The sequence below is a fragment of the Mesorhizobium sp. CO1-1-7 genome, assembly GCF_020164885.1.
GTDB lineage: Bacteria > Pseudomonadota > Alphaproteobacteria > Rhizobiales > Rhizobiaceae > Mesorhizobium > Mesorhizobium australicum.
In genome coordinates this window covers 256,417-282,579 of record NZ_JAIUHA010000008.1, presented here as the reverse complement: position 1 = coordinate 282,579, position 26,163 = coordinate 256,417, and the positions used below count along the sequence as shown (strand labels likewise).

Here is a 26,163-nt window from a genome sequence, read left to right as displayed (position 1 = left end):
CTCGCGCGCCGGACTTGATATCTGGGTGCTGACGCGTGAGCATCCAACCGCTGCGTTGAAAATTTCGTCTCAATTGCCGTGATGGCGACGCTCGGCATACATGTCCGGCCAGCCGATATCCTTGCGAATGTCTGCGGGCAGCGCGTTCATGAACCGCTGGGTCCGGATCTCGTTGCGCATCGTGCGGATCTTGCCGACATAATGCTGCATGCCGCGCAGAATGGTAAAACCGTTCATGACCAATCTCCTCTCTCTAACCGGAGACACTATCGCACACCCCTCCTGACAGCAGTCTGTCAGGAGGATGGCAGGTCGTGTGGCGACTGTTCCGTTCTTGTCGTGACGGGTCACGCGAGCGCGGATTGTTCACTAAGGCAGGGCTAATCGAGGCAGTATTGTTCATAGCTTGGCGACGGACTGTCGGGATAGGCGGCCTTCAGCGAAGTGACCGGAGTTCTGATATGAAAGGAGAAAATTCTTCCCCAAAAACAGGGAGACCACCATGAGCTTGCAACTGACAGGAATTCACCACCTGACCGCCATCACCGCCAATGCGCCCGGCAATCTTCACTTCTACACGAAGGTGCTGGGGCTGCGGCTGGTCAAGAAGACAGTGAACCAGGACGATACCTCGGCCTACCACCTCTTTTATGCCGACGGCGAGGCAACGCCGGGTACCGACCTCACCTTCTTCGACTGGCCGATCGGCCGCGAACGGCGCGGCACACACAGCATCGCGCGGACCAGCCTCAGGGTCGGCAGCCAGGAGAGCCTTGGCTGGTGGAAGCAGCACCTTGCCAGCGAGGGCATCGTGACAGGAGAGATTGCCGATATCGGCGGCTACAAGTCACTGGATTTCGAGGACCCCGAAGGCCAGCGCCTGCGGCTCGTCAGCGATGGCGGCAAGGGCGGCAGCCATCCCTGGGCGCAAAGCCCGGTGCCGGCCGAGCATCAGATCCGCGGACTGGGGCCGATCGTTATCAGTGTTCCCGACATCACCAACACCGAGGCGGTGCTGGCCGGGGTGATGAACATGCGCAAGGTCCGCGACTATGCCTCGCCTGATGGCGAGGGCCAGGTCCACGTCTTCGAAATGGGCGCGGGCGGGCCGGCGGCGGAGCTTCATGTGGCCGTGCAGCCCGGGCTGGCACCCGCGAGGCAAGGCGCCGGTGCGGTTCACCATGTCGCCTTCAGGGCGCCGGACGAGGAGACGCTGCATCAGTGGACGGCGCGCCTGGCCGAATTCCGGCTGCCGTCAAGCGGCGAGGTCGAGCGCTACTACTTCCGCTCGCTCTATTTCCGTGAGCCGAACGGCATCCTGTTCGAGATTGCCACCGACGGGCCAGGGTTCACAGCCGACGAGCCGCTGGAGACGCTGGGCGAAAGCCTTGCCCTGCCCCCGTTCCTGGAGGCAAAACGCGCATCGATCGAGGCTGGCCTCAAGCCGCTGAAGTAGATTGCTGCGCGGTCAAGGCGTGCGTCGCGTTCCGCTTCGGGTTCGCGGCGCCTTTTCTTCCCCGGAGACCGAACGAACCGCTTTGACAGGCGCAAGCGTTGCTGGTCAAAGGCAGCATGACGAAACTCCTCGCCCTTGTCATCGTCGGGTTCATGGTCATCCAGCTCATCAAGCCGCTCGGCTGGCCGGGGCTCAGGCGCCGCGGCGATTTCTGGAAATTGGCATTGCTCGCCATGGCGGCGATCTCACTGGCGGCCGTGCTCGGGCACCTGACATAAGGCCTGGCGACAGCTGCGGTCGCTCTTCAGCCGGCAAGCACTGGGCCGACGAGATGTTCCGCCCAGGCCCGGTAGCCGGCCTCCGAGGCATGAAACCCGTCGGAAGCAAAACCGGCCTCGGGGTTGGTGATCGGCAGGCGCGGCGCCGGCACCGCGCCGCGCTCCAGGCAGAGGCGCTCGCCCATCCGGTTCATCGCGGTGGCGCGGATCTCGAGGATCTTGCCGAGCAGCGATGGCATGGCTGGTGCACGCGTGAACTCCAGCACCGGCGACCATACCACGCGCGCCTCCGGCCATTTGGCGCGCAGCGCGTAGAGGAGGCCGCCGAACTCCTTCTTGAAGCGCGGCACGGAATGAAAATTCTTGGTGTCGTTGGTGCCGATGGCGAGCACGATATGCGTCCACGGATCAGCCGACAGATTGGGCAGGACATGGTCGCGGATCTGACCAGATGTCGCCGAATTGAAGCCGGCGGCACGCCAGCGCACAGCGCCGCCGGTGCGCTGCGCAATCATGACGGCAAGCTGCGCGGCAAGCCCGTTTTCGGAATTGCCGATGCCGACCGAGGCGGCGGAGGAATCGCCCAGCACCAACAGCGAGATCGCCGGAGCCTGGCCTGAGATCTCGTGCATGACCGGTCCCCGCGCCGGCAGCATGCGCGAGGTGCGGCGGCGGACACCCAAGCCCTGCCAGACATAGATCGGGAAGGCGAGCCAGGTGAGGAAAGTCGGAAAGCGTCGCATCGCTGGTCCATTGAACTGGTTTGCGACCAGCATTTAACGCATGTCGCGAGAGAGGTGAACGAGCATCTCCGGCCAAAACAGGATCGCCTCGAACGCTCTACCCGCTTGTTTTACGCAATTCCGAAGGCGCTCCGCACTTTTGCTGGTCAGCCATCGTGGCAATCGCGCTCCGCTTGCGGCTCGCCTGCATATTCGTCATGCAGCCGCACCCAATCCATCAGGTTGCGGTAGAGGCCGGTCTCATCGCGGCCCTTCGGCGTCAGGTCCAGATAGTGGTAGGCGCCGATCAGTTGTTCGCCGCCGCGGGCACGCGAAACGAAGGTCAGGAAAATGTCGCCGTTCTCGTCCCTGTAGAAAACGCTGGCGCCCGGAAGCTCCTTCGATGTCCGGGCTCGGGTCTCGAAATTGTATGTGGTGTCGCCAGCCGCGATCTGCCTGTCGGTGAAGGAAACCTGCATATCGAAGTTGAAATCAGACGCATAGGACGACACCCAGTCGAACTTCCAGCCCATGCGCTGCTTGTAGGCTACAAGCTCGTCCAGCGGCGCGCGCGAGATCACGACCAGCGATACGTCGTGGTGCATGAGGTGCTGGTTGGCACCGTCGATATGATCGGCAAGAAAGGAGCAGCCTTCGCAATGGTTCACGCAGCCCGGCCCGAACATGAAATGGTAGACGATCAGCTGGCTGTTGGCGCCAAACAGATCGGCAAGTTTCTTCGGCCCCCTTTCGGTCTCGAAGACGTAGTCCTTGCGAATTTTCAACCAGGGGAGTTCGCGCCGCTCGGCCGCGACGCGCTCGCGAAGCCGCGTCAGTTCCTTCTCGCGGGCCAGATGTGCCTTATGAGCCTCGAACCATTCTTCGCGCGAAACGACCTTGTTGCGATGCATGAACTTCTCCCTGTCTGCACCCCAAGGACGTACGGGATGGGCTCGCCCCGACATCGCCGCTGTCAGGAATGCTCAGAGAAAATAAGAATTCGAATGCCTTGACCCAAGGCCGGTGCGCCAAACAAAACCCGGGCACGTCTGCCCGGGTTCGAAGGGACGGATAGCAGGGGCTTCAGGCAGCCTGTTCCAGGCTCGCCTTCCATTTCCCAAGTGCCGCCAGGTGGTTCATGTGGGCGCGGTGGGTGAAGGCGGCCTGGCCGGCGGCGATGTTCGAGGCCTTGCCGCTCCATGCCTTCTGCGGGGCGGCCTGCAGCGCGCGGCCATAGGAGAAGGTCAGCTTCCACGGATGCGGGCCGATGGCGTTGATGGCATTGAGGTTGGCGGTCGCCTCCTCGTCCTCCTGACCGCCGGAGAGGAAGGCAATGCCCGGCACCGCGGCCGGCACCGTCTCGCGGAACAGCTTTATCGTCTTCTCCGCGACTTGCTCAGGACTGTCCACCGTGCCCGACTTCTTGCCAGAAAGCACCATGTTGGGCTTCAGGATCGTGCCTTCGAGGACAACACCGGCAGCGTGGAGCTCGTCATAGAGTTTTATCAGCGTCGCCTTGGAGACCTCAAAACAAGTGTCGATGTCGTGAGCGCCGTCCATCAGCACTTCGGGCTCGACGATCGGCACGATGCCGGCCTCCTGGCAAAGTGCGGCATAGCGGGCAAGCGCATGGGTGTTCGAGTTGATCGAATTGACCGAAGGCACGCCCTTGCCGGTGTCGATGTCGATCACCGCGCGCCATTTGGCGAAGCGGGCGCCGAGCTTGTAATAGTCGGCAAGCCGCTCGCGCAAGCCGTCGAGGCCTTCGGTAATGGTGTCGCCGGGAAAGCCGGCCAGCGGCTTGGCGCCGGCATCGACCTTGATGCCTGGAATTGCGCCCGCCGCCTTGATGATGTCGACCAGCGGCGTGCCGTCGGCGGCCTTCTGGCGAATGGTCTCGTCATAGAGGATGACGCCGGAAATGTATTTGGCCATCGCGTCCTTGGCGCGGAACATCATCTCGCGGTAGTCGCGGCGGCTGTCGGGGGTAGATTCGACGCCGATGACGTCGAAGCGCTTCTTGATCGTGCCGGAGCTTTCATCGGCGGCCAGCAGGCCCTTGCCGTTGGCCACAATCGCGGCGGCAATGTCTTCGAGACGTTCGCTCATCATGCTTCTCCTAACCGGTTGGTATCGGCCAGCAGGACACTACCGCCAAAGGAATGACGCCGGAAAGCTCGAATCGAGCGAAAGTGGCCGGCGCTGCCGCCAGCTCCCTTCGAGTTGATCGAATTGCCGGTGGGCCGTCGTGCCCTCAGCGCTTCAGCACGTCCACGCCGGGCAATGGCTTGCCTTCCATCCATTCCAGGAAGGCGCCGCCGGCGGTCGAGACATAGGTGAAGTCGTCGGCGACACCGGCGTGGTTCAATGCAGCCACGGTATCGCCGCCGCCGGCGACCGAAACCAGCTTGCCCGCCTTTGTGCGCGCCGCGGCATGCTTGGCCGCCGCCACCGTGGCGTGATCGAACGGCTCGATCTCGAAGGCGCCGAGCGGTCCGTTCCAGACCAGCGTCGCGGCGCGGTCGATCCACTCGCCGATCGTCGTCACGGTCTTGGCGCCGACATCGAGGATCATGCCATCGGCCGGCACGTCGGAGATGGCGATGGTCTCGCAGGCCGCACCCGCCCTGAATTCCTTGGCCACGACGCCGTCGACCGGCAGGATGATGGCGCAGCCGGCCTCCGCCGCTTCGATCATGATCTGCTTGGCGGTCGGAGCCAGGTCGTGCTCGCACAGCGACTTGCCGACATCGGTGCCGCGCGCGGCGAGGAAGGTGTTGGCCATGCCGCCGCCGATGACGAGAGCATCGACCTTCTTCACCAGGTTCATCAACAGGTCGATCTTCGTCGAGACCTTGGCGCCGCCGACGATGGCAACGACCGGACGGACCGGGTTGCCCAGGCCCTTCTCCAGCGCCTCGAGTTCGGCCTGCATGGTGCGGCCGGCGAAGGAGGGCAAGAGGTGCGCCAGCCCTTCAGTCGACGAATGGGCGCGATGGGCGGCGGAAAAGGCATCGTTGACGAAGATGTCGCCATTGGCGGCGAGCCGTTCGGTAAAAGCGGGATCGTTCTTCTCTTCGGCCTTGTAGAAGCGGGTGTTTTCCAGGAGCAGCACGTCGCCCTTGTCCATTGCGGCGACAGCGCTGCCTGCCGTGTCGCCGATGCAGTCGGAGGCGAATCCAACGGGACGGCCGAGCACCTCAGCCGTCGCCCTGGCGATCGGCTCCAGCGAGAATTCAGGCGAGGGACCATCCTTGGGCCGACCGAAATGGGCGAGCAGGATGACCTTGGCGCCCTTGCCGGACAATTCGGCGATGGTCGGCGCGATGCGTTCAATGCGGGTGGCGTCGGTGACCTTGCCCTCAGCGACGGGAACGTTGAGGTCGACGCGCACCAGCACGCGCTTGCCGCTGATGTTGCCGATATCGTCCAGTGTCTTGAAGACAGCCATGCCGGTTCCCTTTCGTCTGAAATCGCCGGGACCATACCTCGCATCAATGACGATGCAAGGCTTGGCTGGGGCCGGGTGCGAAATTTTGAGGCGGACGGGGACATAGTCCGTGAAGACCGCCCGGCCTATGTCAGGGGGCGAACGGTCGCCCGCGTCAGCTTTCGGCCGACGCTTTCTCGACCGGGGGCTCAGGGGTGTCATCCGCCTGTGTGGCCCCCCGCGCCTCAGCCGGCTTGCGCCAGCTGCGGATAAAGGCGGCGAGACGGTCGCCGATCTCGCCGGCGCTCAGGAAGACAGGTACGCGCGCCACCGGCGCGGTCGGCTCGAAGGACAGGCCGAGCCCGGTGATTTTGCCCTTGTCGTCGACGTCGCGCACAATCAGCTCGATCGGACCAAGCAGCACGCGGTCCGCATATTCGGCATGGCCGCCGAGCCGCGCCGTGACCAAGGCACCGACGGTCTGTTTCTGCTCGGCCTCGCTGAGACCGGGCGCATAGGCGGCTTCCAGTTCGGCGGCGGATCGCGCCGGATCGACGGCGAATGCGCCGAAGAAATCGGCATCTTCCGGATCGACGACGGCGCGGCTGGCGAACAGCTTGTCGAGCAGGCGGGGATAGCGATCGGGCACGAAGATGTAGACTTGATCGCCGGCGGCGAGCCGGCCCATGTCCTGGAAACGCATCGAGCGGCCGTCACGCAGCACCAGCGAGGGCCGCGCCCAGCGCGGGATGCGTTCGCCGCGCGCCACCGGACTGCCCGGCGCCACACGATAGGCAAGGAGTTCGTGATGCGCGGAGCCGGGCAGTTCCAGTTCGACCTTGTCCAGCGGTCCGAGCCGGGCCGGCACGATTAGGCCGAGGCGCCGCGCCAGCGGGCCGACGGTCCAGCCCTGGATGACCAGGGACACCAGAACGATGATGAAGGCGGCGTTGAAGATGGTGCGGCCGTTTTCCAGCCCGCCGAGCAGCGGTGTGATGGCGAGCAGGATGGACACGGCGCCGCGCAGGCCGACCCAGGAGACGAAGGCGACTTCGGGACGCGGCAGGCGGAACGGGACCAGGCAGAGCCAAACCGCGACAGGACGGGCGACGAACATCAGGAACAGGCCAAGCGCTATCGCAGGCACCATGATCGCCGGGAACTGCGAGGGCGTCGCGAACAGGCCGAGGATGAGGAACATGATGATCTGCGCCAGCCACGACATGCCGTCCTGGAAGCGCTTGAGGATGGTGACAGCGCGGATGTCGGAATTGCCGGCGATGAGCCCGGCGATATAGACCGCCAGGAAGCCGGAGCCGCCGATGGCACCGGCGGCGGCAAAGACCATCAAGGACAGGGTCAGCACGAAGATCGGCAGCAGGCCATGGTCGAGGTTGAGCCGGTCGACAAGGCGCACGATGGCGAGGCCACCGAGCACGCCGACGATCGCGCCAAGCCCCATGTTGATGAGGAAGCCGAGGATGAGATTGGTGACCAGGACATTGGCTTCGGGGTTGGCGTGGGCGGCGATGATCTCGACCAGCGTGATGGTCAGGAAGATGGCGATCGGATCATTGGTGCCCGATTCCACCTCAAGCGTGGAGCGCACGCGCTCGCGCAGATTGATCTCGCCGGCGCGCAGCAGGAAGAACACCGCCGCCGCGTCGGTCGAGGCGACGGCTGCGCCAAGCAGGAAGGATTCCAGCCAGCTGAGGTCGAGCAGGTAGTAGGCGGCGGCGCCGAACAGGCCGGTGGTGAGAAGGACGCCGAAGGTCGCCAGCGACAGGGCTGGTCCTGCCGCCTGCCGCAGGGCGTTGAGCGGCGTGCCGAAACCGGAATCGAACAGGATGACGGCGAGCGCCAGTGAGCCGGCAAAATAAGCGATGCGGGCATTGTCAAACTGAATGCCGAGCCCGTCGGTTCCGGTGGCGAGCCCGATGCACAGAAACAGGAGCAGGAGCGGAGCGCCGAAGCGAAAGGCGATCAGGCTCGAAAACGCCGCGGCGACAACAAGCGCCGTGCCGACCAGCGTAACGAGATAGATCGCATGCTCCATCCGTGATTTGCCCCTCGAATTCCTCTGCCTCCTGGCTTCACGGCAGAGTGGGGCGAAGGCGTGACCAGTGCAAGGCGGGAGGGTGGTTTTTTGCCCGGCGCCGCCGATTTTCGCGTTGCTGCTCCGGCAAATGAAAACGCCCGGACGAGGCCGGGCGTTTCGAGTGTCGGGAAGATCGATCTTCGATCAGGCGATGGTCTTGCCGAAAGCGACCGCGGTGTCGCCCATGCGGTTGGAAAAGCCCCATTCATTGTCGTACCAGGACAGCACCGAAACGAAGTTGCCGTCCATCACCTTGGTCTGGTCGAGCGCCATGATCGAGGAGCGCGGATCGTGGTTGAAGTCGATCGACACGTTCGGGTGATGGGTGACGCCGAGGATGCCCTTCAGCTTGCCGTTGGAGGCGGCGATGACCGCCTCGTTGATTTCCTGCACCGTCGTCGAGCGCTTGGCGATGAACTTGAAGTCGACGACCGAGACGTTCGGCGTCGGCACGCGGATCGAGATGCCGTCGAGCTTGCCCTTGAGGTCGGGCAGGACGAGGCCGATCGCCTTGGCGGCACCGGTCGAGGTCGGGATCTGCGACAGGGCGGCGGCGCGGGCGCGGTAGAGATCCTTGTGCATGGTGTCCAGCGTCGGCTGGTCGCCCGTGTAGGAATGGATCGTCGTCATCATTCCCTTTTCGATGCCGACCGTCTCATGCAGGACGGCCGCCAGCGGCGCCAGGCAGTTGGTGGTGCAGGACGCATTCGAGATGACGATGTGGTCCTTGGTCAGCTTGTCGTGGTTGATGCCGTAGACGACGGTCAAGTCAGCGCCGTCGGCGGGCGCCGAGACCAGCACGCGCTTGGCGCCGGCGGTCAGGTGCGCGGCGGCCTTGTCGCGGGCGGTGAAGATGCCGGTGCATTCGAGCGCAATGTCGATGCCGAGTTCCTTCCACGGCAGCTGCGTCGGATCCTTGATCGCGGTGACCTTGAACTTCTCCTTGCCGACGCTGATCTGGTCGCCGTCGACCGACACTTCATGCGGAAAGCGGCCGTGCACGCTGTCAAAGCGCAGCAGGTGGGCGTTGGTCTCGACCGGACCGAGATCGTTGACGGCGACGACATCGATATCCTTGCGGCCGGACTCATGGATGGCGCGCAGGATGTTGCGGCCGATGCGGCCAAATCCGTTGATGGCAACTCTGACAGTCATTTTTCTCTCCCGGGGAGCTGGAGGGCAGACGATTGATCCGCAGCTTCATAGCGGCGGACGGGCAAAGAATCCAGCCGCAGCGGGCTGGATTTAAATCGATTAGGTTGGGCCAGCCTGGCAAAACCGCTTTTCACGCGATCTCGCCGGGTATTTTGTTTCGTGCATGTCGTTATCTCAAGACCGCGACACACTTTTGGGCGACATGCCGGGGCCTCATCCGCCGTGCAGGCGGGCTTCCGCCGCCTTGGCGGCCGCCTCGGCGGTGATGCCGAAATGCGGATAAAGCTGTTCGATCGTACCGCTCGCACCGAAGCCGGTCATGCCGATGAAGATGCCGTCCGAGCCAATGAGATGATCCCAGCCCTGGCGGATGCCGGCCTCGATCGCCATCTTGATCGGTGCGTCGCCGATCGTCTTCTTGCGATAGGCGTCGGTCTGCTTGTCGAACAGTTCGAAGCAAGGCACCGAGACGACACGGGTCGGATGGCCATGTTTTTCCAGAAGGTCGCGTGCGCCAAGCGCGATCTCGACCTCGGAACCGGTGGCGAAGATCGTCACGGCGGCCTCGCCGCTGGCGGCGGCGAGCTCATAGGCCCCTTGGCTGCTCAGGTTCTTTTCTGTGAACGCGGTGCGCACCGTCGGCAGGTTCTGGCGGGTCAGCGCCAGGGTCGACGGCGTCTTTTCGGATTCGAGCGCGATCTGCCAGCATTCGGCGGTTTCCACCGCGTCGGCCGGACGGAACACATTGTGGTTGGGAATGGCGCGCAGGGCCGCCATGTGCTCGACCGGCTGGTGGGTCGGCCCGTCTTCGCCCAGACCGATGGAATCATGGGTCATGACGAAGATCGAGCGGATGCCCATCAGCGAGGCAAGCCGCATCGAGGGGCGGGCGTAGTCGGAGAAGCACAGGAAGGTGCCGCCATAGGCGATAAGGCCGCCATGCAGCGTCAGGCCGTTGATCGCGGCAGCCATGCCGTGTTCGCGGATGCCGTAATGGACATAGCGCTGGCCGTAATCGTCCGGCGTGATGTTCTTGGTCTGGCTGGTCTTGGTGTTATTGGAGCCGGTCAGGTCGGCCGAGCCGCCGATGGTTTCCGGCACCGCGCCATTGATGACTTCCAGCGCCATTTCCGACGATTTGCGGGTCGCGACCTTCGGCTTGTCGGCTGAAAGCTTCTTCTTGTAGTCGGCGATGACGGCGTCGAAATTCGCCGGCAGCTTGCCACTGGTGCGGCGCTCGAACTCGGCCTTCAGCTTCGGATCGGCCTTGGCCAGACGGCCTTCCCAATCCGTGCGCGCCTTGACGCCGGCCTTGCCGGCGGTGCGCCAGGCATCGAGAATGTCAGCCGGGATCTCGAAGGGCGGCGAGTCCCAGTTGAAGAACTTGCGCGCGCCAGCGATCTCGTCTGGGCCGAGCGGCGAGCCGTGCGCCTTGTTGGTGCCGGCCTTGGTCGGAGCACCGAAGCCGATGGTCGTCTTGCAGGCGATCATCGTCGGCTTGTCGGAATGGCGGGCGGCCTCGATGGCATAGGCGATCGCTTCCGGATCGGTGCCGTCGATGTGGCTGGCGTTCCAGCCGGAGGCCTGGAAGCGCGCGACCTGGTCGGTGTTGTCGGCGAGCGACACCGGACCGTCGATCGAGATGTTGTTGTTGTCCCAGAAGACAATCAGCTTGTTGAGCTTGAGGTGACCGGCAAGGGCGATGGCTTCCTGGGAAACACCTTCCATCAGGCAGCCGTCGCCGGCCAGCACATAGGTGTAGTGGTCGACAAGGTCGTTGCCGAACGCGGCGTTCATGATGCGCTCGCCGAGCGCGAAGCCGACCGAATTGGCGAGGCCCTGGCCCAGCGGGCCGGTCGTGGTCTCGATGCCGGTGGCGTGGCCATATTCGGGGTGGCCGGCGGTTTTCGAGCCCAACTGGCGGAAGTGCTTGATCTGGTCGATGGTCATGTCTTCGTAGCCGGTCAGGTGCAGCAACGAATAGAGCAGCATCGAACCATGGCCCGCCGACAGGATGAAGCGGTCACGGTCGGCCCAATGCGGGGCCTTGGGATCGTATTTCAGGAAGCGGGTGAACAGCACTGTGGCAATGTCGGCGCAGCCCATGGGCAGGCCGGGATGGCCGGAATTCGCCTTCTCGACGGCATCCATGGAGAGAAAACGGATCGCATTGGCCATCCGGTCATGTTGTTCACGCGACGTCATGGTACCTCCAGGGTGGGGGTTTGGGGGCTTGGGAGAGCCCTTGAAAAGGGTGCGCGACACATAGCAGGCGCGGGCTTTTAGTCAACAAATCGGGTGCAGATTTGCCGGTCTTGTGATGTCGGCGGTGGACCTACTTTAGCGTTAGCGGGGGACAGTCGCGAGAGCTTTATTGACGTTGCCTTCACCCGGTGCCTAATGTTTCCGGGATAACGCGTTCTGAACGCGAACGATTCGGTGATGGGCAGGGCACAGGACGAAGCCATGACCGGGGAAACCACGCTCAAGGAAGTGATCGCCAGGCTGAGCAAGGCCATCGAAGGGCTGGAAAACGCCGTCGCGGCCAAGCTCGAGCATGAACGCGACTATTCGGAAGCCGAGGCCGAAGTACAGCGGATGAATGCCGACCGCTCGCGATTGGCGCAGGAACTCGACAATTCCGAAGCGCGCGCCGAACGGCTGGAAGACGCCAACAAGGAAGTGTCGCGACGGCTGGTGACCGCGATGGAAACCATCCGCGCCGTGTTGGACAGATAGGAGCTGGCCCGATGGCACAGGTCACGGTTTCAATCGACGGCAAGCAGTACCGCATGGCCTGCGACGAGGGCCAGGAAGAGCATCTGATTGATCTCGCCGAGCGTTTCGACCGCTATGTCTCGCACCTGAAGGATTCCTTCGGCGAGATCGGCGACCAGCGGCTGACCGTCATGGCCGGCATCATGGTGATGGACGAGCTTTCCGAGCTGCAGAAGCGCGTCAAGGGCATGGAAAGCGAAGTGCTGACCTTGCGCAAGACGCGCGACGAGGCGCTGACCAAGGCCGACAAGAGCGACAGCGTGCTGACCAGCGCGCTCGGCGCCCTGGCGCAGCGTATGGAAGATTTGTCGGCGACGCTGGCAATCAACAAGGCCTGAGGCGTCTTCGCTGATCCCTGCCGCTTGTCTCATGCCCGATACCACGACGTATTTTTGGCCTGATCCCGCGTGTGGGGAAAAATTTTTGCCCATCGAGTGAATGGCCGTCATCTCCAGCGTTTAATCAGTCGCGCTGCGGTGCTACGATCAGGTGCCGGGCGCCGGGCGGCGAAGATCCGGCCACATTCACAAGGGGTAGGGATAGGTCATGAGTCTTCGTATCAACGATATCGCGCCGGACTTCACCGCCGAGACCACGCAGGGAGCCATCAAATTCCATGACTGGATCGGCGACGGCTGGGCGATCCTGTTCAGCCATCCGAAGAATTTCACGCCGGTCTGCACGACCGAGCTTGGCACGATGGCCGGGCTCGAGGGCGAGTTCAAGAAGCGCAACGTCAAGATCATCGGCATTTCGGTCGACCCGGTCGAAAGCCATGGCAAATGGCAGGACGACATCAAGACGGCGACCGGCCATTCGGTGCATTACCCGCTGATCGGCGACAAGGACCTCAAGGTCGCCAAGCTTTATGACATGCTGCCAGGCGGTGCCGGCGAAACTTCGGAAGGCCGCACACCCGCCGACAACGCCACCGTGCGCTCGGTCTACGTCATCGGGCCGGACAAGAAGATCAAGCTTGTGCTGACCTATCCGATGACCACGGGGCGCAACTTCGACGAGATCCTGCGGGCGGTCGATTCCATGCAACTCACCGCCAAGCATCAAGTGGCGACGCCGGCGAACTGGAAACAGGGTGAGGACGTCATCATCACCGCCGCCGTTTCCAACGAGGATGCGATCAAGCGCTTCGGCGCCTACGAGACCATCCTGCCCTATCTCAGGAAGACCAAGCAGCCCTCCGCCTGAGCCAGCACGCCGGAATGGTTTCCGGCGTTTTCCGCTCCTGCGAACCAAGTCATGCTTGACTGGTTCGTCAGGGCGGACAACCATGCTCACGGTGGGTTCCGGCGGAGAAAATCGTTCCTGCCGGCTAGGTCTGGGGAAGCCGGACGTGCAGATAACTTTGGCGAAGCCGCTGGTCAGCGGCTTTTATGACAAGCCGACCGGGGCCATCCAGTATGTCGTCGCTGACCTGGCGACGAAGCGATGCGCCATTATCGATCCAATCCTCGACTTCGATGAAAAATCCGGCGCGACGAGTACGATGAGCGCGGATAGCTTGCTCGATTTCATTGGGGAAAACGGGCTGGAGCTCGAGTGGATCCTCGATACCCATCCCCACGCCGACCATTTCTCGGCGGCGCATTACCTGAAACAGAGGACCGGCGCGCCGATGGCCATCGGCGACAGGGTCGTCGACGTCCAGGCACTGTGGAAGGTGATCTATAACTGGCCGGACCTTCCGGCTGACGGCTCACAATGGGACAGGCTGTTCGCCGAGGGCGAGACCTTCCGGATCGGAACCCTTCCGGTCAAGGTGCTGTTCTCGCCTGGACATACATTGGCATCGATCACCTATGTGATCGGTGACGCCGGCTTCATCCACGACACCCTGTTCATGCCCGACAGCGGCACGGCAAGAACGGATTTTCCCGGTGGAAGCGCCGCGCGGTTGTGGCGCTCGATCCAGGGCATCCTGGCCTTGCCGGAGGAAACCCGGCTGTTCGTCGGCCATGATTACCAGGCCGGCGGGCGCGAACCGATGTGGGAAAGCACGGTCGCGGCGCAGAAGGCGACCAACATCCATCTTGTCGCCGCGCGTACAGAGGCCGAGTTCGTCGCGCTACGCGAGGCGCGCGATCGCACATTGCCGATGCCGCGGCTGATCCTGCATGCGCTGCAGGTCAACATCAATGGGGGGCGGCTGCCAGAGCCGGAAGCCAATGGTCGGCGCTACCTCAAATTTCCGCTGGATTCGCTTTGAGGCAACCGTGGCCCGGCTACGGCGTACAAAAAGGGCGGCGCCAGTTTCCTGACGCCGCCCTGCTATTTCTAGGCCGAAGCCGGCTTTAAGCCGCCGGCTGTGCCTCGATGGTGCGTAGCGCCTGCATCTGGCGCTTGGCGGCGGCCTTGACCGCATCCTGCACCTTCTCGAAGGCGCGTACCTCGATCTGCCGCACGCGCTCGCGGCTGATGTCGAACTCGGCCGACAGTTCCTCGAGCGTCAGCGGCTCCTCGGCGAGGCGGCGCGCCTCGAAGATGCGCCGCTCGCGATCGTTGAGCACGGCCAGAGCGCCCGACAGCATGCCGCGCCGGTTTTCCAGCTCGTCCTGCTCGATCAGCATCTCTTCCTGGCTTTCGTGGTCGTCGACTAGCCAGTCCTGCCATTCGCCGGACTCGCCTTCCGTCGCCCGGATCGGCGCGTTGAGTGACGCGTCGCCGGACAGACGGCGGTTCATCGACACCACTTCGGCCTCGGAAACGTTCAGCCGCGTGGCGATCTCGGCGATCTGGTCGGGCTTGAGGTCGCCATCGTCCAGCGCCTGGATCTTGCCCTTCACCTTGCGGAGATTGAAGAACAGACGCTTCTGGTTGGCGGTCGTGCCCATCTTGACCAGGCTCCACGAGCGCAGGATGTATTCCTGGATCGAGGCCTTGATCCACCACATGGCGTAGGTGGCGAGGCGGAAACCGCGCTCGGGTTCGAATTTCTTGACGGCCTGCATGAGGCCGACATTGCCTTCCGAGATCACTTCGCCGATCGGCAGGCCATAGCCGCGATAGCCCATGGCGATCTTGGCGACGAGCCTCAAATGGCTGGTGACGAGCTTGTGCGCGGCCGTGGTGTCTTCATGCTCGGCGTAACGCTTGGCGAGCATGTACTCTTCCTGCGGCTGAAGCATGGGAAAGCGGCGGATTTCTTCCAGATAGCGGCTGAGGCCGCCTTCACCGGAAACGATACTGGGTAATGACTGGGCCATGATAGCGCCCCCTCTCTATTGGAGTGATGCCCCCGAAACGCGGCAGGCATGTGACGCGAACACCAAAAGGCTCGCTCGCGACAACAGATCTTATACAGGAACAAACCAGAAAAGACAGGCATTTGTTCAACACGAAACAGTGTGTCACGCTGAAGTGAACAATGCCACTCAGGTTTTTTGATGGCAGGTTCAGAGCTTGCGAAAGCCGCCGACGAGTTCCTCCATGTCCCCCGGTAACGGCGCCTCGAACCTCATCGTTAGATGGGTAGTCGGGTGCCGAAATGCAAGGAGCCATGCATGCAAAGCTTGCCGGGAAAATGCCTCGACCTGGCGTTTCAGCGGTTCGGGCAGCCGATTGGCCTTGGTGCGGAAGGCTAGCCCGTAGTCCGGGTCGCCAATCACGGGATGGCCGATATGGGCCATGTGGACGCGGATCTGGTGGGTGCGACCGGTTTCCAGCCGGCATTCGACGAGGCTAGCGGCAGCGAATTCCCGCTGGCCCTCGCCGAAACGCTCCTGCACGGCAAAACGGGTGACCGCGTGGCGTGCGTCGTCGCGGCCTTCCGGCACCACGGCGCGGCGAACCCGGTCGGAGGCGCGGCCAAGCGGTGCATCGATCGTTCCGGTCGGCCTCTGCGGTATGCCCCAGACCAGCGCCAGGTAGGCGCGCTCGAGATCGCCGGTCAGGCCGTGGTCGGCGAACGCCTCCGACAGAGCCTTGTGGGCACGGTCGGTCTTGGCGACCACCATGACGCCGCTGGTCTCCTTGTCGAGGCGGTGGACGATGCCCGGGCGGCGCACCCCGCCAATGCCAGACAGGCTGTCGCCGCAATGATGAATCAGCGCATTGACCAGCGTGCCGGTCCAATTGCCGGCGCCGGGGTGCACGACGAGCCCCGCCGGCTTGTTGATGACGATCAACTCGTCGTCTTCGTAGAGCACGTCGAGCGCAATGTTCTCGCCCTGCGGCTGCGCCGGCTCCGGTTCCGGCATGGCTACGGACACATTTTCGCCCGCGCGCATCTTGCGCTTGGTTTCGTCGACCGGCTTGCCGTCGATGACGACGGCGCCTTGCCTGATCAGCATCTGCACGCGACTGCGTGACATGTCCGGGCCAAGGGCTGCCGCCAGCCACTGATCGAGCCGTTGGCCGGCCGCATCCGCGCCGGCGACCAGCAAGGTGGGCGCGGCCTCTATCAACAGGTCCTCTATCAATTCGGAGGCCTCTTCGCTATGAGCGCTCATCGAAAAACCATTCCGGAATGTTTGCCATGGCCCGGCCCGATGCCGATGAAGAGCAGGAAAAGCCGCTCGCCCCCGAAGTCGACAAGCTGCGCGGCAAGCTCATCCGCTTCATGGCCATCAATCTCGGCCTGCTCTTTCTGGCTCTTATGGTGGTGATCGCGGCGATTGTCTACAAATCACGCAAGGCAACGCCGGTGAGCCCGCCGCTGGCCGGCGACGTCCAGGTGCCCGCTGGCGAACCGCTCAGCGGAGACATCGTGCTGCCGGTTGGCGCCAGGGTGGCCGGTCAGTCACTGTCGGGCAACCGCCTTTCGATCGACGCCGAGCTTGCCGACGGCAGCCGTGCGATCTTCGTCTACGATATCGCCGAGCGCCGCCTGATCGGCCGTTTTGCGATCCGCAACAAATAGGCCGGCGCCAATGCGGCAAACACATTTGCCACGGACATGACCGGCTTCGCCGAACATCGTCGTGTCGCGACAGTGGCGCTGGTCGTCGCCAGCTATGACGAGGCGATCGCCTGGTATGTCGAGCGGCTGGGTTTTACGCTGACGGAGGATGTCGATCTCGGCGGCGGCAAGCGGTGGGTCACGGTCGCGCCGCCCGACGGGCAGGGCGCCAGGCTGCTGCTGGCCGAGGCGTCCGACGAGACGCAGAGGAAAAGCATCGGCAACCAGACCGGCGGCCGGGTTTTTCTCTTCCTCGAAACCGACGATTTTGCCGGCGACCATGCAGCGATGCTGGACAAGGGCGTCGAATTCCGCGAGGCGCCGCGTCACGAAGCCTATGGCACGGTGGCGGTTTTCGCCGATCTGCATGGCAATCTGTGGGACCTGATCCAGCCGAAACGGTAACGCGGGGCGGCTTTTCATTCGATGCGGCAAAGCCGCCGAACCCCAGTTGCTTTTTCCCGGCCGTCAGCCTATATGGCCCCTTCTTGAGCGCGCCCATCGTCTAGCGGTCAGGACACCGCCCTCTCACGGCGGGAACAGGGGTTCGATTCCCCTTGGGCGTACCAGGCAACGTTCCTGTCGTTGACCTACAGGCAATCCTGCAGTTTCGGACCCGTCCCGCATGGGCTCCGCATGCCTCGAAAGAGCGCGCAAAGCCTGCGAGAGCCCGGGGCTTCCCATACCCCGAATCCACCCAATTTAAGTCAAGCCGCGACGCTTGAAGGCACTGCGATCTCTGATACTTGCGGTGCGGGGATAGCTTTCGCGGCAACGCGGGTTTTGGTCGGGTAGAGTTTGGAATGGCCTCTGTTGGGACGACATGCACGCACTGCCATGGCGGTGGAAAGGTTTTCGACTGCTCGAGATGGCGTGCCTCAAAAGGGTATTGCTGCCCGCACGGGACACATCAAAGCGGTTGCCCGGGAAAGACCATGATATGCGCGCAGTGTGCCGGGCTTGGAACGATACCAGAAACCGAGTTCAGGGCCGTCGCGTAGGCCGTCCTATCGCGACAATCATGGACGTCGCGGCCATCTATTCCTAGCCTTGCGGGTGGGGACGGCAGGCAGGTTAAGGTTTGGTTTACCAATAGCCTGTCTACTGGGGACAATTCGCTTTCGGCCTGCGGCCACGGATGTACTGGCGCAGTTGTCGAGGCGGAAAGGAAAGGTCGGCTCTGTGCCGGCCTTTTTGCTTTTTCGGGCTACATGGCTCGCATCGGCCAGGCGCCAGGGCGGCTTCGCAGTCGGCTTTCTTCGAACAACTTTTTGGCAAGGGATATTGTCATTGCCCATGTCGGCTCTACCATCGATCCCAGCAGTCCGGCGGGTTGTTCGGACTGTCGTGACGATGAGGGCTTGCGATGAAACGTGTTGCAAAACTGGTGATTGCGGGTGTGATGTCGGCAGGTGTCGGATGCGCATCTGCCGCAACGCTCAACACCATGGACGATGTCGGGACCGCGATCCAGTCCTGCTGGACACCGCCTGCCGGTGCCGGAGATTCGACTGTAACCCTGAGTTTCAGTTTCAAGCGCGACGGCACTCTGATAGGGCCGCCGCGACCAACCGCCGCCAAGGTGGCTGGCGACGACAAGGCACGTAAGGCGTTCATCGATGCGGCAATAGCGGCGGTGAAGAATTGCACGCCGCTGAGTTTATCGCCGGAGCTGTCGCAAGGGATTGCCGGCAACGTGTTCACGCAGCAATTCGTTTCGCCCAAGCAATAGCGGTAACGCCCAAAGAACGCCTGCCATGGACCGGGCATCGGCACGGGTGTTCGTCGAACCGGAGAACCGGGTCGGGTGTCGTTTCCCCCGATCGCCGCGGATCAATGGCTCAGGCGCCGTGCTTCGGCATGCCGTGCCAGATCCGGGGTCTCGAAGACGTAGTCGCTCCAGGCCGATTCCGGAATCTGCCCGGCCAGATAGCACTCCAGTAACAGGTTTTGCTCGGGGTTGAGCGGCCGTGGGGCACGCCCGTGATCCAGCCCGAGGGAGTGAAAAAGGTTTCTTGTCAGCTCCGATACGGTGAAATGCATCGACATCGCGCGTTCTCCTTTGCGCCTCAACGCAGCAGTACGGGCAAAGGTTTCAGTGCCGGACACCGGTAACGCCTGATTGATCGCAGGCTCGACGCATCGGCCCGCCGACGGCCGCCCAGCTCCAGTCGATCGAGGCCGGCCAGCGGACGGTGCGTGTGCTCGGCCCCGCCTTTTTCCCGGCTGAATGACCCACGAGTGTTCTCGCGGGAACGGCCGTCTTCGGAACAGGGGCCCGCTTCCCGGCGTTGTGGTCGATATCAGGCAGGGAGGAGCGCCATGGCCACGTTCAGGGAAATGCGGGTACTGGAGATCGTCGAAGACGGCTCCCTGACTACCGACCAGAAGATCGGCGAATTGCGCAAGATCGAATCCGAGGCGCGCGGGCTGCAGCGGGCGGCGTCGGAGAGCCCGATGGGCGACGATGACGGCTGGCAGGACGATCTGCGCCAGGTTCGGCTTGCTCTCGACAAGCTCGGCGCCAAGGAACCGAGGAAGGGCGCGGCAACGCTATAGAGCCGAACCGTTCCAAAGCACGCCGCGTCGAAGCGGATTCAGGCGCCGCGCTTTAGGTCTTTGTTTTTATGCATTAGTCGCAAACCATGCGAACTCTTTGGCCGGGAGCGCTTACGTTCCTGCATGCCAATTGTTTTTCGGGGCCCGATGACGGAGGAGAGGACGTTGTCGCCCTGGTTTGAGACCGTCTGTGAGGCGCAGGCTTAACGACCCTGCGCTCGTAAAACCGCCCAGGAGGCTGGGGTGGACCCGGAAAGGCGCTGTTGTCGACCTGCGGCTGGTAGTCGACATTGGGCGGCGGCCGGTCCCAGATCCGCCTGGCGTCGAGCGGCCGCGGAATAACCACCGTGCCGTCATAGCTGCGAGAGCAGCCGCCGAAAAGCAGCGCCACGCCCAGCAAGAAAGGCCCTATCCGTCCGTACATTAGCAACACCCCTGTGCATGCTTATAGCGCGGCCTTGCTCCGCGCCACAACCGGACGGAATAACGCAGCAGGAACAGGCCGGTTGCGCCGTTAAGGTTAGCGGATCGTTAATGCTTCTGCGGCACATTCCGCCGACGGACCGCGGAGGGAGGGTTCGGCCTTGATTTTCGGGGTGGGGACAGCATGGCGGAATCGGACGAAGCAATCGGCGTGCGCGGCAAGCGCAAGCCCGGCAAGGCAGCCGCGCATGGCGGCGATGGGCCATCCGGCGTCGACATGGATTGCGCCGCCGCGCTGCGCCAACTCGTCGAAGCGGGCTCGGACTGGATTTGGGAAACCGACGCGGAGCTGCGCTTTTCCTGGCTTTCCCAAGATTACCAGGCGGCAACCGGTATCGATCCGGCAATGGTGCTTGGCCGGTTCCGCTTCGATTTTCTCAACCAGGTCCTGAAGGGCAACCGCGGTGCGGCGGCGCATCTGGAGGATTTGCAGGCGCACCGGCCGTTCCGCGACTTCGTCTACGAACTGAAGGGGGGCCGCCCCGACTGCCGCTGGGTGCTGACGTCAGGCTTCCCGCGTTTCGACAGCGAGGGAAAATTCGTCGGCTATCGCGGCCTGGGCCGCAACGTCACCGCGCTGGCCAGCGCCTTCGAGGCCATGCAGCCGGCGGCTGGCGGCGATGCCGTCCAGCATCTCGCCGATCTCGAGCGGACGATGGATGCCATGCATATGGGCGTCGTGCTTCTGGACGCCAGGCTCGATACGCTCATCGTCAACAAGGCCTATCGCGATCTCTCCAGGATTCCGGACGGGGCCGTGACGGTAGGCGCGCCGTTCAGCCTGCTGATGGAACTCAATCGCCGCAACGGCATCTATGGCGACATCGACGAAGAGCAATGGCAGCGCTACCTCGCCACGCGCATCGAAGAGATCAAGGCCGGCACCGTCGCACCTCGGGAGTTTGCCCACACCGACGGGCGCACCATGATGTTCTCCGTCACGGCTCTGTCGGGAGGCAAACGCCTGCTGACCTACTATGAGGTCACCGAGGTCAAGCGGCGGGACGCCGAGATCGAGAATGCCAACGCCAAGATAGCCGAGACTTTCGCCAATCTCCGCACCATGGTCGATCAGATGCCGATCGGTGTTCTTGTCCTCGATGCCGACATGCGTGCCGAGGTCATCAACCGCGCCTTTTACGATTTCTGGCAGATCGACGCCCGGCGCGCCGAGACCGGCTGCAGCTTCCGCGATCTGATGGAAGCCAGCCGCGACATCGACCCGTATGGTTCGGACGACGCGACATGGCACCGGCATGTCGCCGAACGCGAGGCTGAAATCAGAGCCGGCACAGCTGGAGCGAGGCAGTTCCCGCGCAATGACGGCAGGACGCTGATCTCGTCGATGGCGCCGCTGGCCGGCGGCAAGCGGTTCATTTCCTATGTCGATGTCACCGACATGAAGGATCGCGAGGCCGAACTTGCCGAAGCGCTGGAAAAGGCGCGGCTGGCGGAAGCAGTAATCAACGGGGTCAAGGATCCGATCTTCGTCAAGGACGACAATCTGCGCTTCGTCTTCGTCAACGAGGCCTTCGCGGCGCTGTTCAAGCAGGCGCCGCAAGCCATGCTTGGCAGGCCGGGAAGCGATTTCCTCGGGCCGGACGAGGTCGCGCTGTTCGAAAGCAGCGAACGCGAGGTGCTGGCCGGCGGACAGCAATACGAAGTGGAAGAAAGCTTCGAAGCCGGCGGCGCCAGCCGTTCGCGTATTGTCAGGAAGAACCGCGTCCGCATGGCAAGCGGCCGCGACTATGTCGCCGGCTTTCTGTTCGACATCTCCGACATGAAGCGGCGCGAGACCGAAGCCGAAGATGCGCGCAAGCATCTCGCCAGCGTGCTGGAATCGCTGCCGGCGGGGGTCATCATCTACGACCGCGACGACAAGTTCGTCTTCGCCAACCACAGGCTGCAGGATACATTGCCGGCGCTGAAGCCTTTCTGGCAGCCCGGCCGCACCTTCCGCGAAGCGCTGGAGTTCGGCCATTCGGTGGGTTATTTCCGTTCGAGCGGCGATCCTGGGATCGACAGCCTGTACGAAGGCGATTCCGAACGCTGGCTTGACGGCATCCTGGCGCGTTACCGTCTGCCGAATTCCTCCTATGAGCGCCTCAATGCCGATGGCCGCTGGTACCAGGTCTACGACATGCGCACAGGCGACGGCACGTTCATCGGGGTGCGCGTCGACATCACCGACCTCAAGAGCCGCGAGGCGGCGCTTCATGACTCGATGCGCCAGATCGATCTCTTCCGCCATGTCATGGACGAGTTGCCGGTAGCCGCCTTCATCAAGGCGCAGGACCTGAGCATCGAATTCGTCAACAAGGCCTGGTGCGCGCTGACCGGTCTCGCCAAGGACGACGTCATCGGCCGGACCGACCGTCAGCTGTTCAGCGGCGAGGAAGCAGAGGGCTTCAGCCAGGACGATACCGATGTCGTGACGAATGGCAATGTGCGCGAGGTCGAGGAGCCCGTCACTCATCGTGACGGAACGGTGCGGCAGTTGATGACGCGCAAGAGCCGCCTGGTCGCCACGGACGGATCGGTGCATCTGGTCGGCTCCAGCACCGACATCACCGATGTCAAGGCGCGCGAGCAAGCTCTGGAAGAGAGCATGCGCGAGAACGAGGTGTTCCGCAGCCTGATCGACAACGTACCGGTGTCGATCTACGCCAAGCGCTCCGATCTCAGGCAATTCTATGTCAACAAGGGCTGGTGCGATCTCACCGGCTTCAGCAAGCAGGAGGCGATCGGCAAGACCGACGTCGAGATCTTCGGGCCGGATGGCGAGGCCTTCGTGGCCAGCGATCTCGCCGTGCTGCGTACCGGCGAGACCCAGGAGATCGAGGAGACGGTGCGCCTTCCAGACGGCAGCGTCAGGCATCAGTTCGCCCGCAAGGGCGCAATGATCGCCTCTGACGGTTCGCTCTACCTGATCGGTTCGACCACAGATATTACGGAACTCAAGCAGCGCGAGGCAGAGCTCAGCGAGGCGCGCCGGCGCGCCGTGCTCGCCGACCGCGCCAAGTCGGAGTTCCTCGCCAATATGAGCCACGAGATCCGCACGCCGATGAACGGCGTGCTGGGCATGGCTGAACTCCTGGCCAAATCCAATCTCGATCCGAAGCAGAAGACATTCACCGACATCATCGTCAAATCGGGCAACGCGCTGTTGACCATCATCAACGACATCCTGGATTTCTCCAAGATCGATGCCGGCCAGCTGGTGCTCGACCCGGCGCCCTTCAATCTCGCCGAGGCGATCGAGGACGTGGCGACGTTGGTGTCGACACGGGCCAAGGAAAAGGATCTCGAGCTCATCGTGCGCATCGAGCCGCGGCTCGAAAGCCTGTTCATCGGGGATGTCGGCCGCATCCGGCAAATCGTCACCAACCTGCTCGGCAATGCGGTGAAGTTCACCGATGAAGGCCACGTGCTGGTCGACGTGACCGGCGAACGGGTTCCAACGGGAACCAGGCTGACGATCTCGGTCACCGATACCGGCATAGGCATCCCCGAGGAAAAACTGAAACTGGTGTTCGAGAAATTCAGCCAGGTCGATACGTCCTCGACAAGGCGCCACGAGGGCACCGGGCTTGGCCTTGCCATCACCTCGCGGTTGGTCGACCTGATGGGCGGCGACATTGGCGTCGAGAGCGCCGAAGGCAAGGGGTCAACCTTCTGGTTCACCGTAACGTTGCCAGGGGCCGGGCAGCAGAGCGGGCAGCGCATCACGCCGGTGGACGTGACGGGCGCACGCGTGCTGATCGTCGACGACAACGCCGTCAACCGCGCCATCCTGACCGAGCAGATGACCTCGTGGACGTTCGATTCCTGCGCGGCCGAAAGCGGCGCCGAAGGTCTCAAGGTGCTGATCGCCGCGGCAGCTTATGGCGTGGCGGTCGACTGCGTCGTGCTCGACTACCAGATGCCTGAAATGAGCGGCGCCGAAATGGCGCGTATCGTGCGCAACACCGAGGGCCTCGCGGACACGCCGATCATCATGCTGACATCGGTCGACCAGTCGCTTGCCAACACCAGCTACCGCGATCTTGGCATCGACGCCCAGCTGATCAAGCCGGCGCGCTCCTCGGTGCTCCTGGAAACGCTGGTCGCGACCATCCAGCGCCATCGCCACGCCACCAGCGGCCACGCCGTTCAACCGCTCGCGGGCGAGGCGCCCGAGGCGTCCCGGCCGCCGCCCCTGGCACCATCCGAGCAGCGCGCACAATTGCAGCCGCCACAGGTTCGCCCCAGGCTGCCTGCGACGGCCGGCGGGCACAGGCTGGATATCCTGGTAGCCGAGGACAATGAGGTGAACCAGATGGTGTTCACGCAAATCCTCGGCGAGACCGGCTATGGTTTCGAGATCGTCGGCAATGGCCGCAAGGCGCTCGACGCCTTCGGCACGCTCAATCCGTGCATGATCCTGATGGACGTCTCGATGCCGGAGATGAGCGGTCTCGAAGCGACGGCCGCGATCCGCCTGCTGGAGCAGGAGACCGGCACGCATGTGCCGATCGTCGGCGTCACCGCGCATGCGCTCAAGGGCGACCGCGAGCGCTGCCTGGAGGCAGGCATGGACGACTATCTGCCCAAGCCGATCAGCCCCAGGGCCCTGCTCGAGAAGGTCGAGCGCTGGGTCGGCGCCGGCCGTCAGGTCCACCGCAACGCGGGATAGAGCCCGCGTCGCCTGAATTGCAGGATCCGGGGAGGCAACAAGGAATCAGCGGAGATTCGCTGCTACCGCTGCGTGCAATGACTATGGTGCGATCGCGCCATATCAAAGGCCGTGTCCAGCCGGAACAATAGCGAAATCGAATTCCGCTCTTCTCAGTTACGGGCGGGAGCAGCGACCGCCTGCAAGAAACAGTGTCACTCTACCCCAACGGACCTGTTTTTGGCGATGGCCCGGCCATGACACGCTCTGGCTGCGAGCAACGCGCTCCCGTCCGGATTTTCTTCATTTGGGAAAAGCCTGGTCGAGTCCGGGGTGATTCCAGCCGTCGAACGGCTCAAGCCCCTGATTCCGGCGGCAAACTCGGACCGCGCCGCGAGCGCCCGAGATCAGCGTCTTTCGCGTTACCGGCAACGCGTTACCGGGCTGACATGAAACTGTCATGCGACTGTTATAATCGAAGGCTATTGGCCTCAGCGGGCGCCGGCAAGAAGTGGCGCCGAGAGACCATCTTCCGAACAGGAGCAGGCCACATGAGACATTTCATCCGCTCGGCGGCCGTTGCGATTGCAATGGCTGCGGCGTCCACCCTCACCCTTTCCGCAGCAATGGCAGCTGACCTTTCCGGCGCCGGCTCGACCTTCATCTATCCGGTGTTCGCCAAATGGGCCGACACCTACAAGAAGGATACCGGCATCGGCCTCAACTATCAGTCGATCGGCTCGGGCGGCGGCATCAAGCAGGTCATCGCCAAGACCGTGACCTTCGGCGCCACCGACAAGCCGATGTCCGACGCCGATCTGGAAAAGAACGGCCTCGTGCAGTTCCCGATGGTGATGGGCGGCATCGTGCCGATCGTCAACCTCACGGGCATCAAGCCGGGCGAACTCGTCCTCGACGGCAAGACGCTGGCCCAGATCTATCTCGGCGCGATCACCACATGGGACGATGCCGCGATCAAGGCCCTGAACCCGGACCTTAAGCTGCCGTCGACCGCTATCGCCGTCGTTCATCGTTCGGACGGCTCGGGCACGACCTTCAACTTCACTGACTACCTCGTGAAGCTCTCGCCCGACTGGAAGGACAAGGTCGGCTCGGATACGGCCGTCGAATGGCCGACCGGCGTCGGCGCCAAGGGCAGCGAAGGCGTTGCCAACACCGTCAAGCAGACCGACGGCGGCATCGGCTACGTCGAATATGCCTATGCCAAGCAGAACAATCTCTCCTACTCCAAGATGCTGAACGCCGCTGGCAAGGTCGTCGAGCCGTCGCTCGAATCCTTCGGCGCGGCTGCTTCGAACGCCGACTTCAAGGGCGCCAAGAACTTCAACGTCATCATCACCAACGAGCCCGGCGACGCCACCTGGCCGATCGCTGCCTCGACCTGGGTGCTGATCCACAAGACCCCGGACGATGCCGCGGCCACCGGCGAAGCGCTCAAGTTCTTTGCCTGGGCCTACAAGGACGGCAAGGAAACCGCCAAGGCGCTCGACTACGTGTCGATCCCCGACAGCGTCGTCGACCTGATCAAGGCTTCGTGGAAGGCCGACATCCAGGCCGGCGGCAAGCCTGTCTACGCCGGCGAGTAATATCTTTCTGGAGGAGCGCCGCCCCGCG

At 63.3% G+C, this 26,163-nt stretch carries 23 protein-coding genes and 1 tRNA gene; 13 read left to right on the top strand and 11 right to left on the bottom strand.

The window, feature by feature from the left end; translation table 11 throughout:
* Nucleotides 1-69 precede the first annotated feature (69 nt).
* A complete protein-coding gene (locus LB516_RS19600; RefSeq protein ID WP_015315361.1) occupies nt 70-237 on the bottom strand; it encodes a hypothetical protein in 168 nt (55 codons plus the stop codon).
* A gap of 265 nt (nt 238-502) precedes the next feature.
* On the opposite strand from LB516_RS19600, the gene LB516_RS19595 reads away from it, so the two are divergent.
* Both LB516_RS19595 and LB516_RS19590 read left to right on the top strand, forming a co-directional pair.
* Nucleotides 503-1,456, top strand: a complete 954-nt coding sequence (locus LB516_RS19595; RefSeq protein WP_140663007.1) for a ring-cleaving dioxygenase — start codon at nt 503-505, stop codon at nt 1,454-1,456.
* Between the two features lie 116 nt (nt 1,457-1,572).
* Nucleotides 1,573-1,734 carry a hypothetical protein gene (locus tag LB516_RS19590; protein WP_015315363.1) on the top strand — a complete coding sequence of 54 codons (162 nt, stop codon included), beginning with the start codon at nt 1,573-1,575 and terminating at the stop codon, nt 1,732-1,734.
* A gap of 26 nt (nt 1,735-1,760) precedes the next feature.
* Here LB516_RS19590 and LB516_RS19585 read toward each other — a convergent pair whose 3' ends face one another.
* The 7 genes from LB516_RS19585 to tkt all read right to left on the bottom strand — a co-directional run bounded on the left by LB516_RS19585 (nt 1,761) and on the right by tkt (nt 11,344).
* Complete coding sequence (locus tag LB516_RS19585; RefSeq protein WP_015315364.1) at nt 1,761-2,477, bottom strand: SGNH/GDSL hydrolase family protein; 717 nt, start codon at nt 2,475-2,477, stop codon at nt 1,761-1,763.
* 146 nt (nt 2,478-2,623) lie between these two features.
* Nucleotides 2,624-3,367, bottom strand: coding sequence for a DUF899 domain-containing protein (locus tag LB516_RS19580; RefSeq protein WP_224526624.1), 744 nt, complete (start codon nt 3,365-3,367; stop codon nt 2,624-2,626).
* Between the two features lie 172 nt (nt 3,368-3,539).
* Entirely contained in the window at nt 3,540-4,565 is a 1,026-nt protein-coding gene (locus tag LB516_RS19575) for a class I fructose-bisphosphate aldolase (RefSeq protein ID WP_140663001.1), read from the bottom strand.
* A 145-nt stretch (nt 4,566-4,710) separates the two neighbouring features.
* The gene (locus LB516_RS19570; protein ID WP_140616701.1) at nt 4,711-5,907 is read right to left on the bottom strand and encodes a phosphoglycerate kinase; all 1,197 of its coding nucleotides are present in this window, start codon (nt 5,905-5,907) and stop codon (nt 4,711-4,713) included.
* 154 nt (nt 5,908-6,061) lie between these two features.
* Nucleotides 6,062-7,942 (bottom strand): potassium/proton antiporter, encoded by a 1,881-nt coding sequence (locus LB516_RS19565; RefSeq protein WP_140616702.1) that lies wholly within the window; start codon nt 7,940-7,942, stop codon nt 6,062-6,064.
* A 186-nt stretch (nt 7,943-8,128) separates the two neighbouring features.
* Entirely contained in the window at nt 8,129-9,139 is a 1,011-nt protein-coding gene (gap, locus tag LB516_RS19560; RefSeq protein ID WP_015315369.1) for a type I glyceraldehyde-3-phosphate dehydrogenase, read from the bottom strand.
* Between the two features lie 213 nt (nt 9,140-9,352).
* The gene (gene tkt / locus LB516_RS19555; protein ID WP_224720216.1) at nt 9,353-11,344 is read right to left on the bottom strand and encodes a transketolase; all 1,992 of its coding nucleotides are present in this window, start codon (nt 11,342-11,344) and stop codon (nt 9,353-9,355) included.
* Nucleotides 11,345-11,605: 261 nt separating this feature from the next.
* Between tkt and LB516_RS19550 the strand changes: the two genes are divergently transcribed.
* The 4 genes from LB516_RS19550 to LB516_RS19535 all read left to right on the top strand — a co-directional run bounded on the left by LB516_RS19550 (nt 11,606) and on the right by LB516_RS19535 (nt 14,141).
* Nucleotides 11,606-11,878: a DUF4164 domain-containing protein gene (locus LB516_RS19550; protein ID WP_015315371.1), complete on the top strand. Its 273-nt coding sequence runs from the start codon at nt 11,606-11,608 to the stop codon at nt 11,876-11,878.
* 11 nt (nt 11,879-11,889) lie between these two features.
* On the top strand, nt 11,890-12,255 hold the full coding sequence (locus LB516_RS19545; RefSeq protein WP_015315372.1) for a cell division protein ZapA: 366 nt from the start codon (nt 11,890-11,892) through the stop codon (nt 12,253-12,255).
* Nucleotides 12,256-12,463: 208 nt separating this feature from the next.
* Entirely contained in the window at nt 12,464-13,123 is a 660-nt protein-coding gene (locus tag LB516_RS19540; RefSeq protein WP_015315373.1) for a peroxiredoxin, read from the top strand.
* Between the two features lie 145 nt (nt 13,124-13,268).
* Nucleotides 13,269-14,141 (top strand): MBL fold metallo-hydrolase, encoded by an 873-nt coding sequence (locus LB516_RS19535; protein WP_140616705.1) that lies wholly within the window; start codon nt 13,269-13,271, stop codon nt 14,139-14,141.
* Nucleotides 14,142-14,226: 85 nt separating this feature from the next.
* Here LB516_RS19535 and rpoH read toward each other — a convergent pair whose 3' ends face one another.
* Nucleotides 14,227-15,138, bottom strand: coding sequence for an RNA polymerase sigma factor RpoH (rpoH, locus tag LB516_RS19530; protein ID WP_015315375.1), 912 nt, complete (start codon nt 15,136-15,138; stop codon nt 14,227-14,229).
* A gap of 189 nt (nt 15,139-15,327) precedes the next feature.
* A complete protein-coding gene (locus tag LB516_RS19525) occupies nt 15,328-16,383 on the bottom strand; it encodes an RluA family pseudouridine synthase (RefSeq protein WP_224526620.1) in 1,056 nt (351 codons plus the stop codon).
* A 26-nt stretch (nt 16,384-16,409) separates the two neighbouring features.
* Here LB516_RS19525 and LB516_RS19520 point away from each other — a divergent pair, with 26 nt between their 5' ends.
* From LB516_RS19520 to LB516_RS19505, 4 genes are all read left to right on the top strand, one after another.
* Nucleotides 16,410-16,793: a fimbrial protein gene (locus tag LB516_RS19520; RefSeq protein ID WP_224526617.1), complete on the top strand. Its 384-nt coding sequence runs from the start codon at nt 16,410-16,412 to the stop codon at nt 16,791-16,793.
* A gap of 36 nt (nt 16,794-16,829) precedes the next feature.
* Nucleotides 16,830-17,237 (top strand): VOC family protein, encoded by a 408-nt coding sequence (locus tag LB516_RS19515; protein WP_224526614.1) that lies wholly within the window; start codon nt 16,830-16,832, stop codon nt 17,235-17,237.
* 89 nt (nt 17,238-17,326) lie between these two features.
* Nucleotides 17,327-17,401 (top strand) — tRNA-Glu (locus tag LB516_RS19510).
* 797 nt (nt 17,402-18,198) lie between these two features.
* Nucleotides 18,199-18,564 carry a hypothetical protein gene (locus LB516_RS19505; protein ID WP_224526611.1) on the top strand — a complete coding sequence of 122 codons (366 nt, stop codon included), beginning with the start codon at nt 18,199-18,201 and terminating at the stop codon, nt 18,562-18,564.
* Between the two features lie 101 nt (nt 18,565-18,665).
* Here LB516_RS19505 and LB516_RS19500 read toward each other — a convergent pair whose 3' ends face one another.
* Nucleotides 18,666-18,881, bottom strand: a complete 216-nt coding sequence (locus LB516_RS19500; protein WP_140720378.1) for a hypothetical protein — start codon at nt 18,879-18,881, stop codon at nt 18,666-18,668.
* A 273-nt stretch (nt 18,882-19,154) separates the two neighbouring features.
* Here LB516_RS19500 and LB516_RS19495 point away from each other — a divergent pair, with 273 nt between their 5' ends.
* The 3 genes from LB516_RS19495 to pstS all read left to right on the top strand — a co-directional run bounded on the left by LB516_RS19495 (nt 19,155) and on the right by pstS (nt 26,135).
* Complete coding sequence (locus LB516_RS19495) at nt 19,155-19,391, top strand: hypothetical protein (RefSeq protein WP_140712703.1); 237 nt, start codon at nt 19,155-19,157, stop codon at nt 19,389-19,391.
* 607 nt (nt 19,392-19,998) lie between these two features.
* Nucleotides 19,999-24,549 carry a PAS domain-containing protein gene (locus LB516_RS19490; protein WP_224720215.1) on the top strand — a complete coding sequence of 1,517 codons (4,551 nt, stop codon included), beginning with the start codon at nt 19,999-20,001 and terminating at the stop codon, nt 24,547-24,549.
* 530 nt (nt 24,550-25,079) lie between these two features.
* Nucleotides 25,080-26,135 carry a phosphate ABC transporter substrate-binding protein PstS gene (pstS, locus tag LB516_RS19485; protein ID WP_224720214.1) on the top strand — a complete coding sequence of 352 codons (1,056 nt, stop codon included), beginning with the start codon at nt 25,080-25,082 and terminating at the stop codon, nt 26,133-26,135.
* The last annotated feature ends 28 nt before the right edge of the window (nt 26,136-26,163 follow it).

What these genes read in the sequence shown, in the direction of transcription:
- LB516_RS19565 (WP_140616702.1), bottom strand. Translation starts at nt 7,942, where the DNA reads ATGGAGCATGCGATCTATCTCGTTACGCTGGTCGGCACGGCGCTTGTT.
- LB516_RS19525 (WP_224526620.1), bottom strand. Translation starts at nt 16,383, where the DNA reads ATGAGCGCTCATAGCGAAGAGGCCTCCGAATTGATAGAGGACCTGTTG.
- gap (WP_015315369.1), bottom strand. Translation starts at nt 9,139, where the DNA reads ATGACTGTCAGAGTTGCCATCAACGGATTTGGCCGCATCGGCCGCAAC.
- LB516_RS19570 (WP_140616701.1), bottom strand. Translation starts at nt 5,907, where the DNA reads ATGGCTGTCTTCAAGACACTGGACGATATCGGCAACATCAGCGGCAAG.
- LB516_RS19500 (WP_140720378.1), bottom strand. Translation starts at nt 18,881, where the DNA reads ATGTCGATGCATTTCACCGTATCGGAGCTGACAAGAAACCTTTTTCAC.
- LB516_RS19495 (WP_140712703.1), top strand. Translation starts at nt 19,155, where the DNA reads ATGGCCACGTTCAGGGAAATGCGGGTACTGGAGATCGTCGAAGACGGC.
- LB516_RS19590 (WP_015315363.1), top strand. Translation starts at nt 1,573, where the DNA reads ATGACGAAACTCCTCGCCCTTGTCATCGTCGGGTTCATGGTCATCCAG.
- LB516_RS19540 (WP_015315373.1), top strand. Translation starts at nt 12,464, where the DNA reads ATGAGTCTTCGTATCAACGATATCGCGCCGGACTTCACCGCCGAGACC.
- rpoH (WP_015315375.1), bottom strand. Translation starts at nt 15,138, where the DNA reads ATGGCCCAGTCATTACCCAGTATCGTTTCCGGTGAAGGCGGCCTCAGC.
- tkt (WP_224720216.1), bottom strand. Translation starts at nt 11,344, where the DNA reads ATGACGTCGCGTGAACAACATGACCGGATGGCCAATGCGATCCGTTTT.
- LB516_RS19520 (WP_224526617.1), top strand. Translation starts at nt 16,410, where the DNA reads ATGGCCCGGCCCGATGCCGATGAAGAGCAGGAAAAGCCGCTCGCCCCC.
- LB516_RS19490 (WP_224720215.1), top strand. Translation starts at nt 19,999, where the DNA reads ATGGCGGAATCGGACGAAGCAATCGGCGTGCGCGGCAAGCGCAAGCCC.
- LB516_RS19550 (WP_015315371.1), top strand. Translation starts at nt 11,606, where the DNA reads ATGACCGGGGAAACCACGCTCAAGGAAGTGATCGCCAGGCTGAGCAAG.
- LB516_RS19515 (WP_224526614.1), top strand. Translation starts at nt 16,830, where the DNA reads ATGACCGGCTTCGCCGAACATCGTCGTGTCGCGACAGTGGCGCTGGTC.
- LB516_RS19505 (WP_224526611.1), top strand. Translation starts at nt 18,199, where the DNA reads ATGAAACGTGTTGCAAAACTGGTGATTGCGGGTGTGATGTCGGCAGGT.
- LB516_RS19585 (WP_015315364.1), bottom strand. Translation starts at nt 2,477, where the DNA reads ATGCGACGCTTTCCGACTTTCCTCACCTGGCTCGCCTTCCCGATCTAT.
- LB516_RS19595 (WP_140663007.1), top strand. Translation starts at nt 503, where the DNA reads ATGAGCTTGCAACTGACAGGAATTCACCACCTGACCGCCATCACCGCC.
- LB516_RS19580 (WP_224526624.1), bottom strand. Translation starts at nt 3,367, where the DNA reads ATGCATCGCAACAAGGTCGTTTCGCGCGAAGAATGGTTCGAGGCTCAT.
- LB516_RS19600 (WP_015315361.1), bottom strand. Translation starts at nt 237, where the DNA reads ATGAACGGTTTTACCATTCTGCGCGGCATGCAGCATTATGTCGGCAAG.
- LB516_RS19545 (WP_015315372.1), top strand. Translation starts at nt 11,890, where the DNA reads ATGGCACAGGTCACGGTTTCAATCGACGGCAAGCAGTACCGCATGGCC.
- LB516_RS19575 (WP_140663001.1), bottom strand. Translation starts at nt 4,565, where the DNA reads ATGAGCGAACGTCTCGAAGACATTGCCGCCGCGATTGTGGCCAACGGC.
- pstS (WP_224720214.1), top strand. Translation starts at nt 25,080, where the DNA reads ATGAGACATTTCATCCGCTCGGCGGCCGTTGCGATTGCAATGGCTGCG.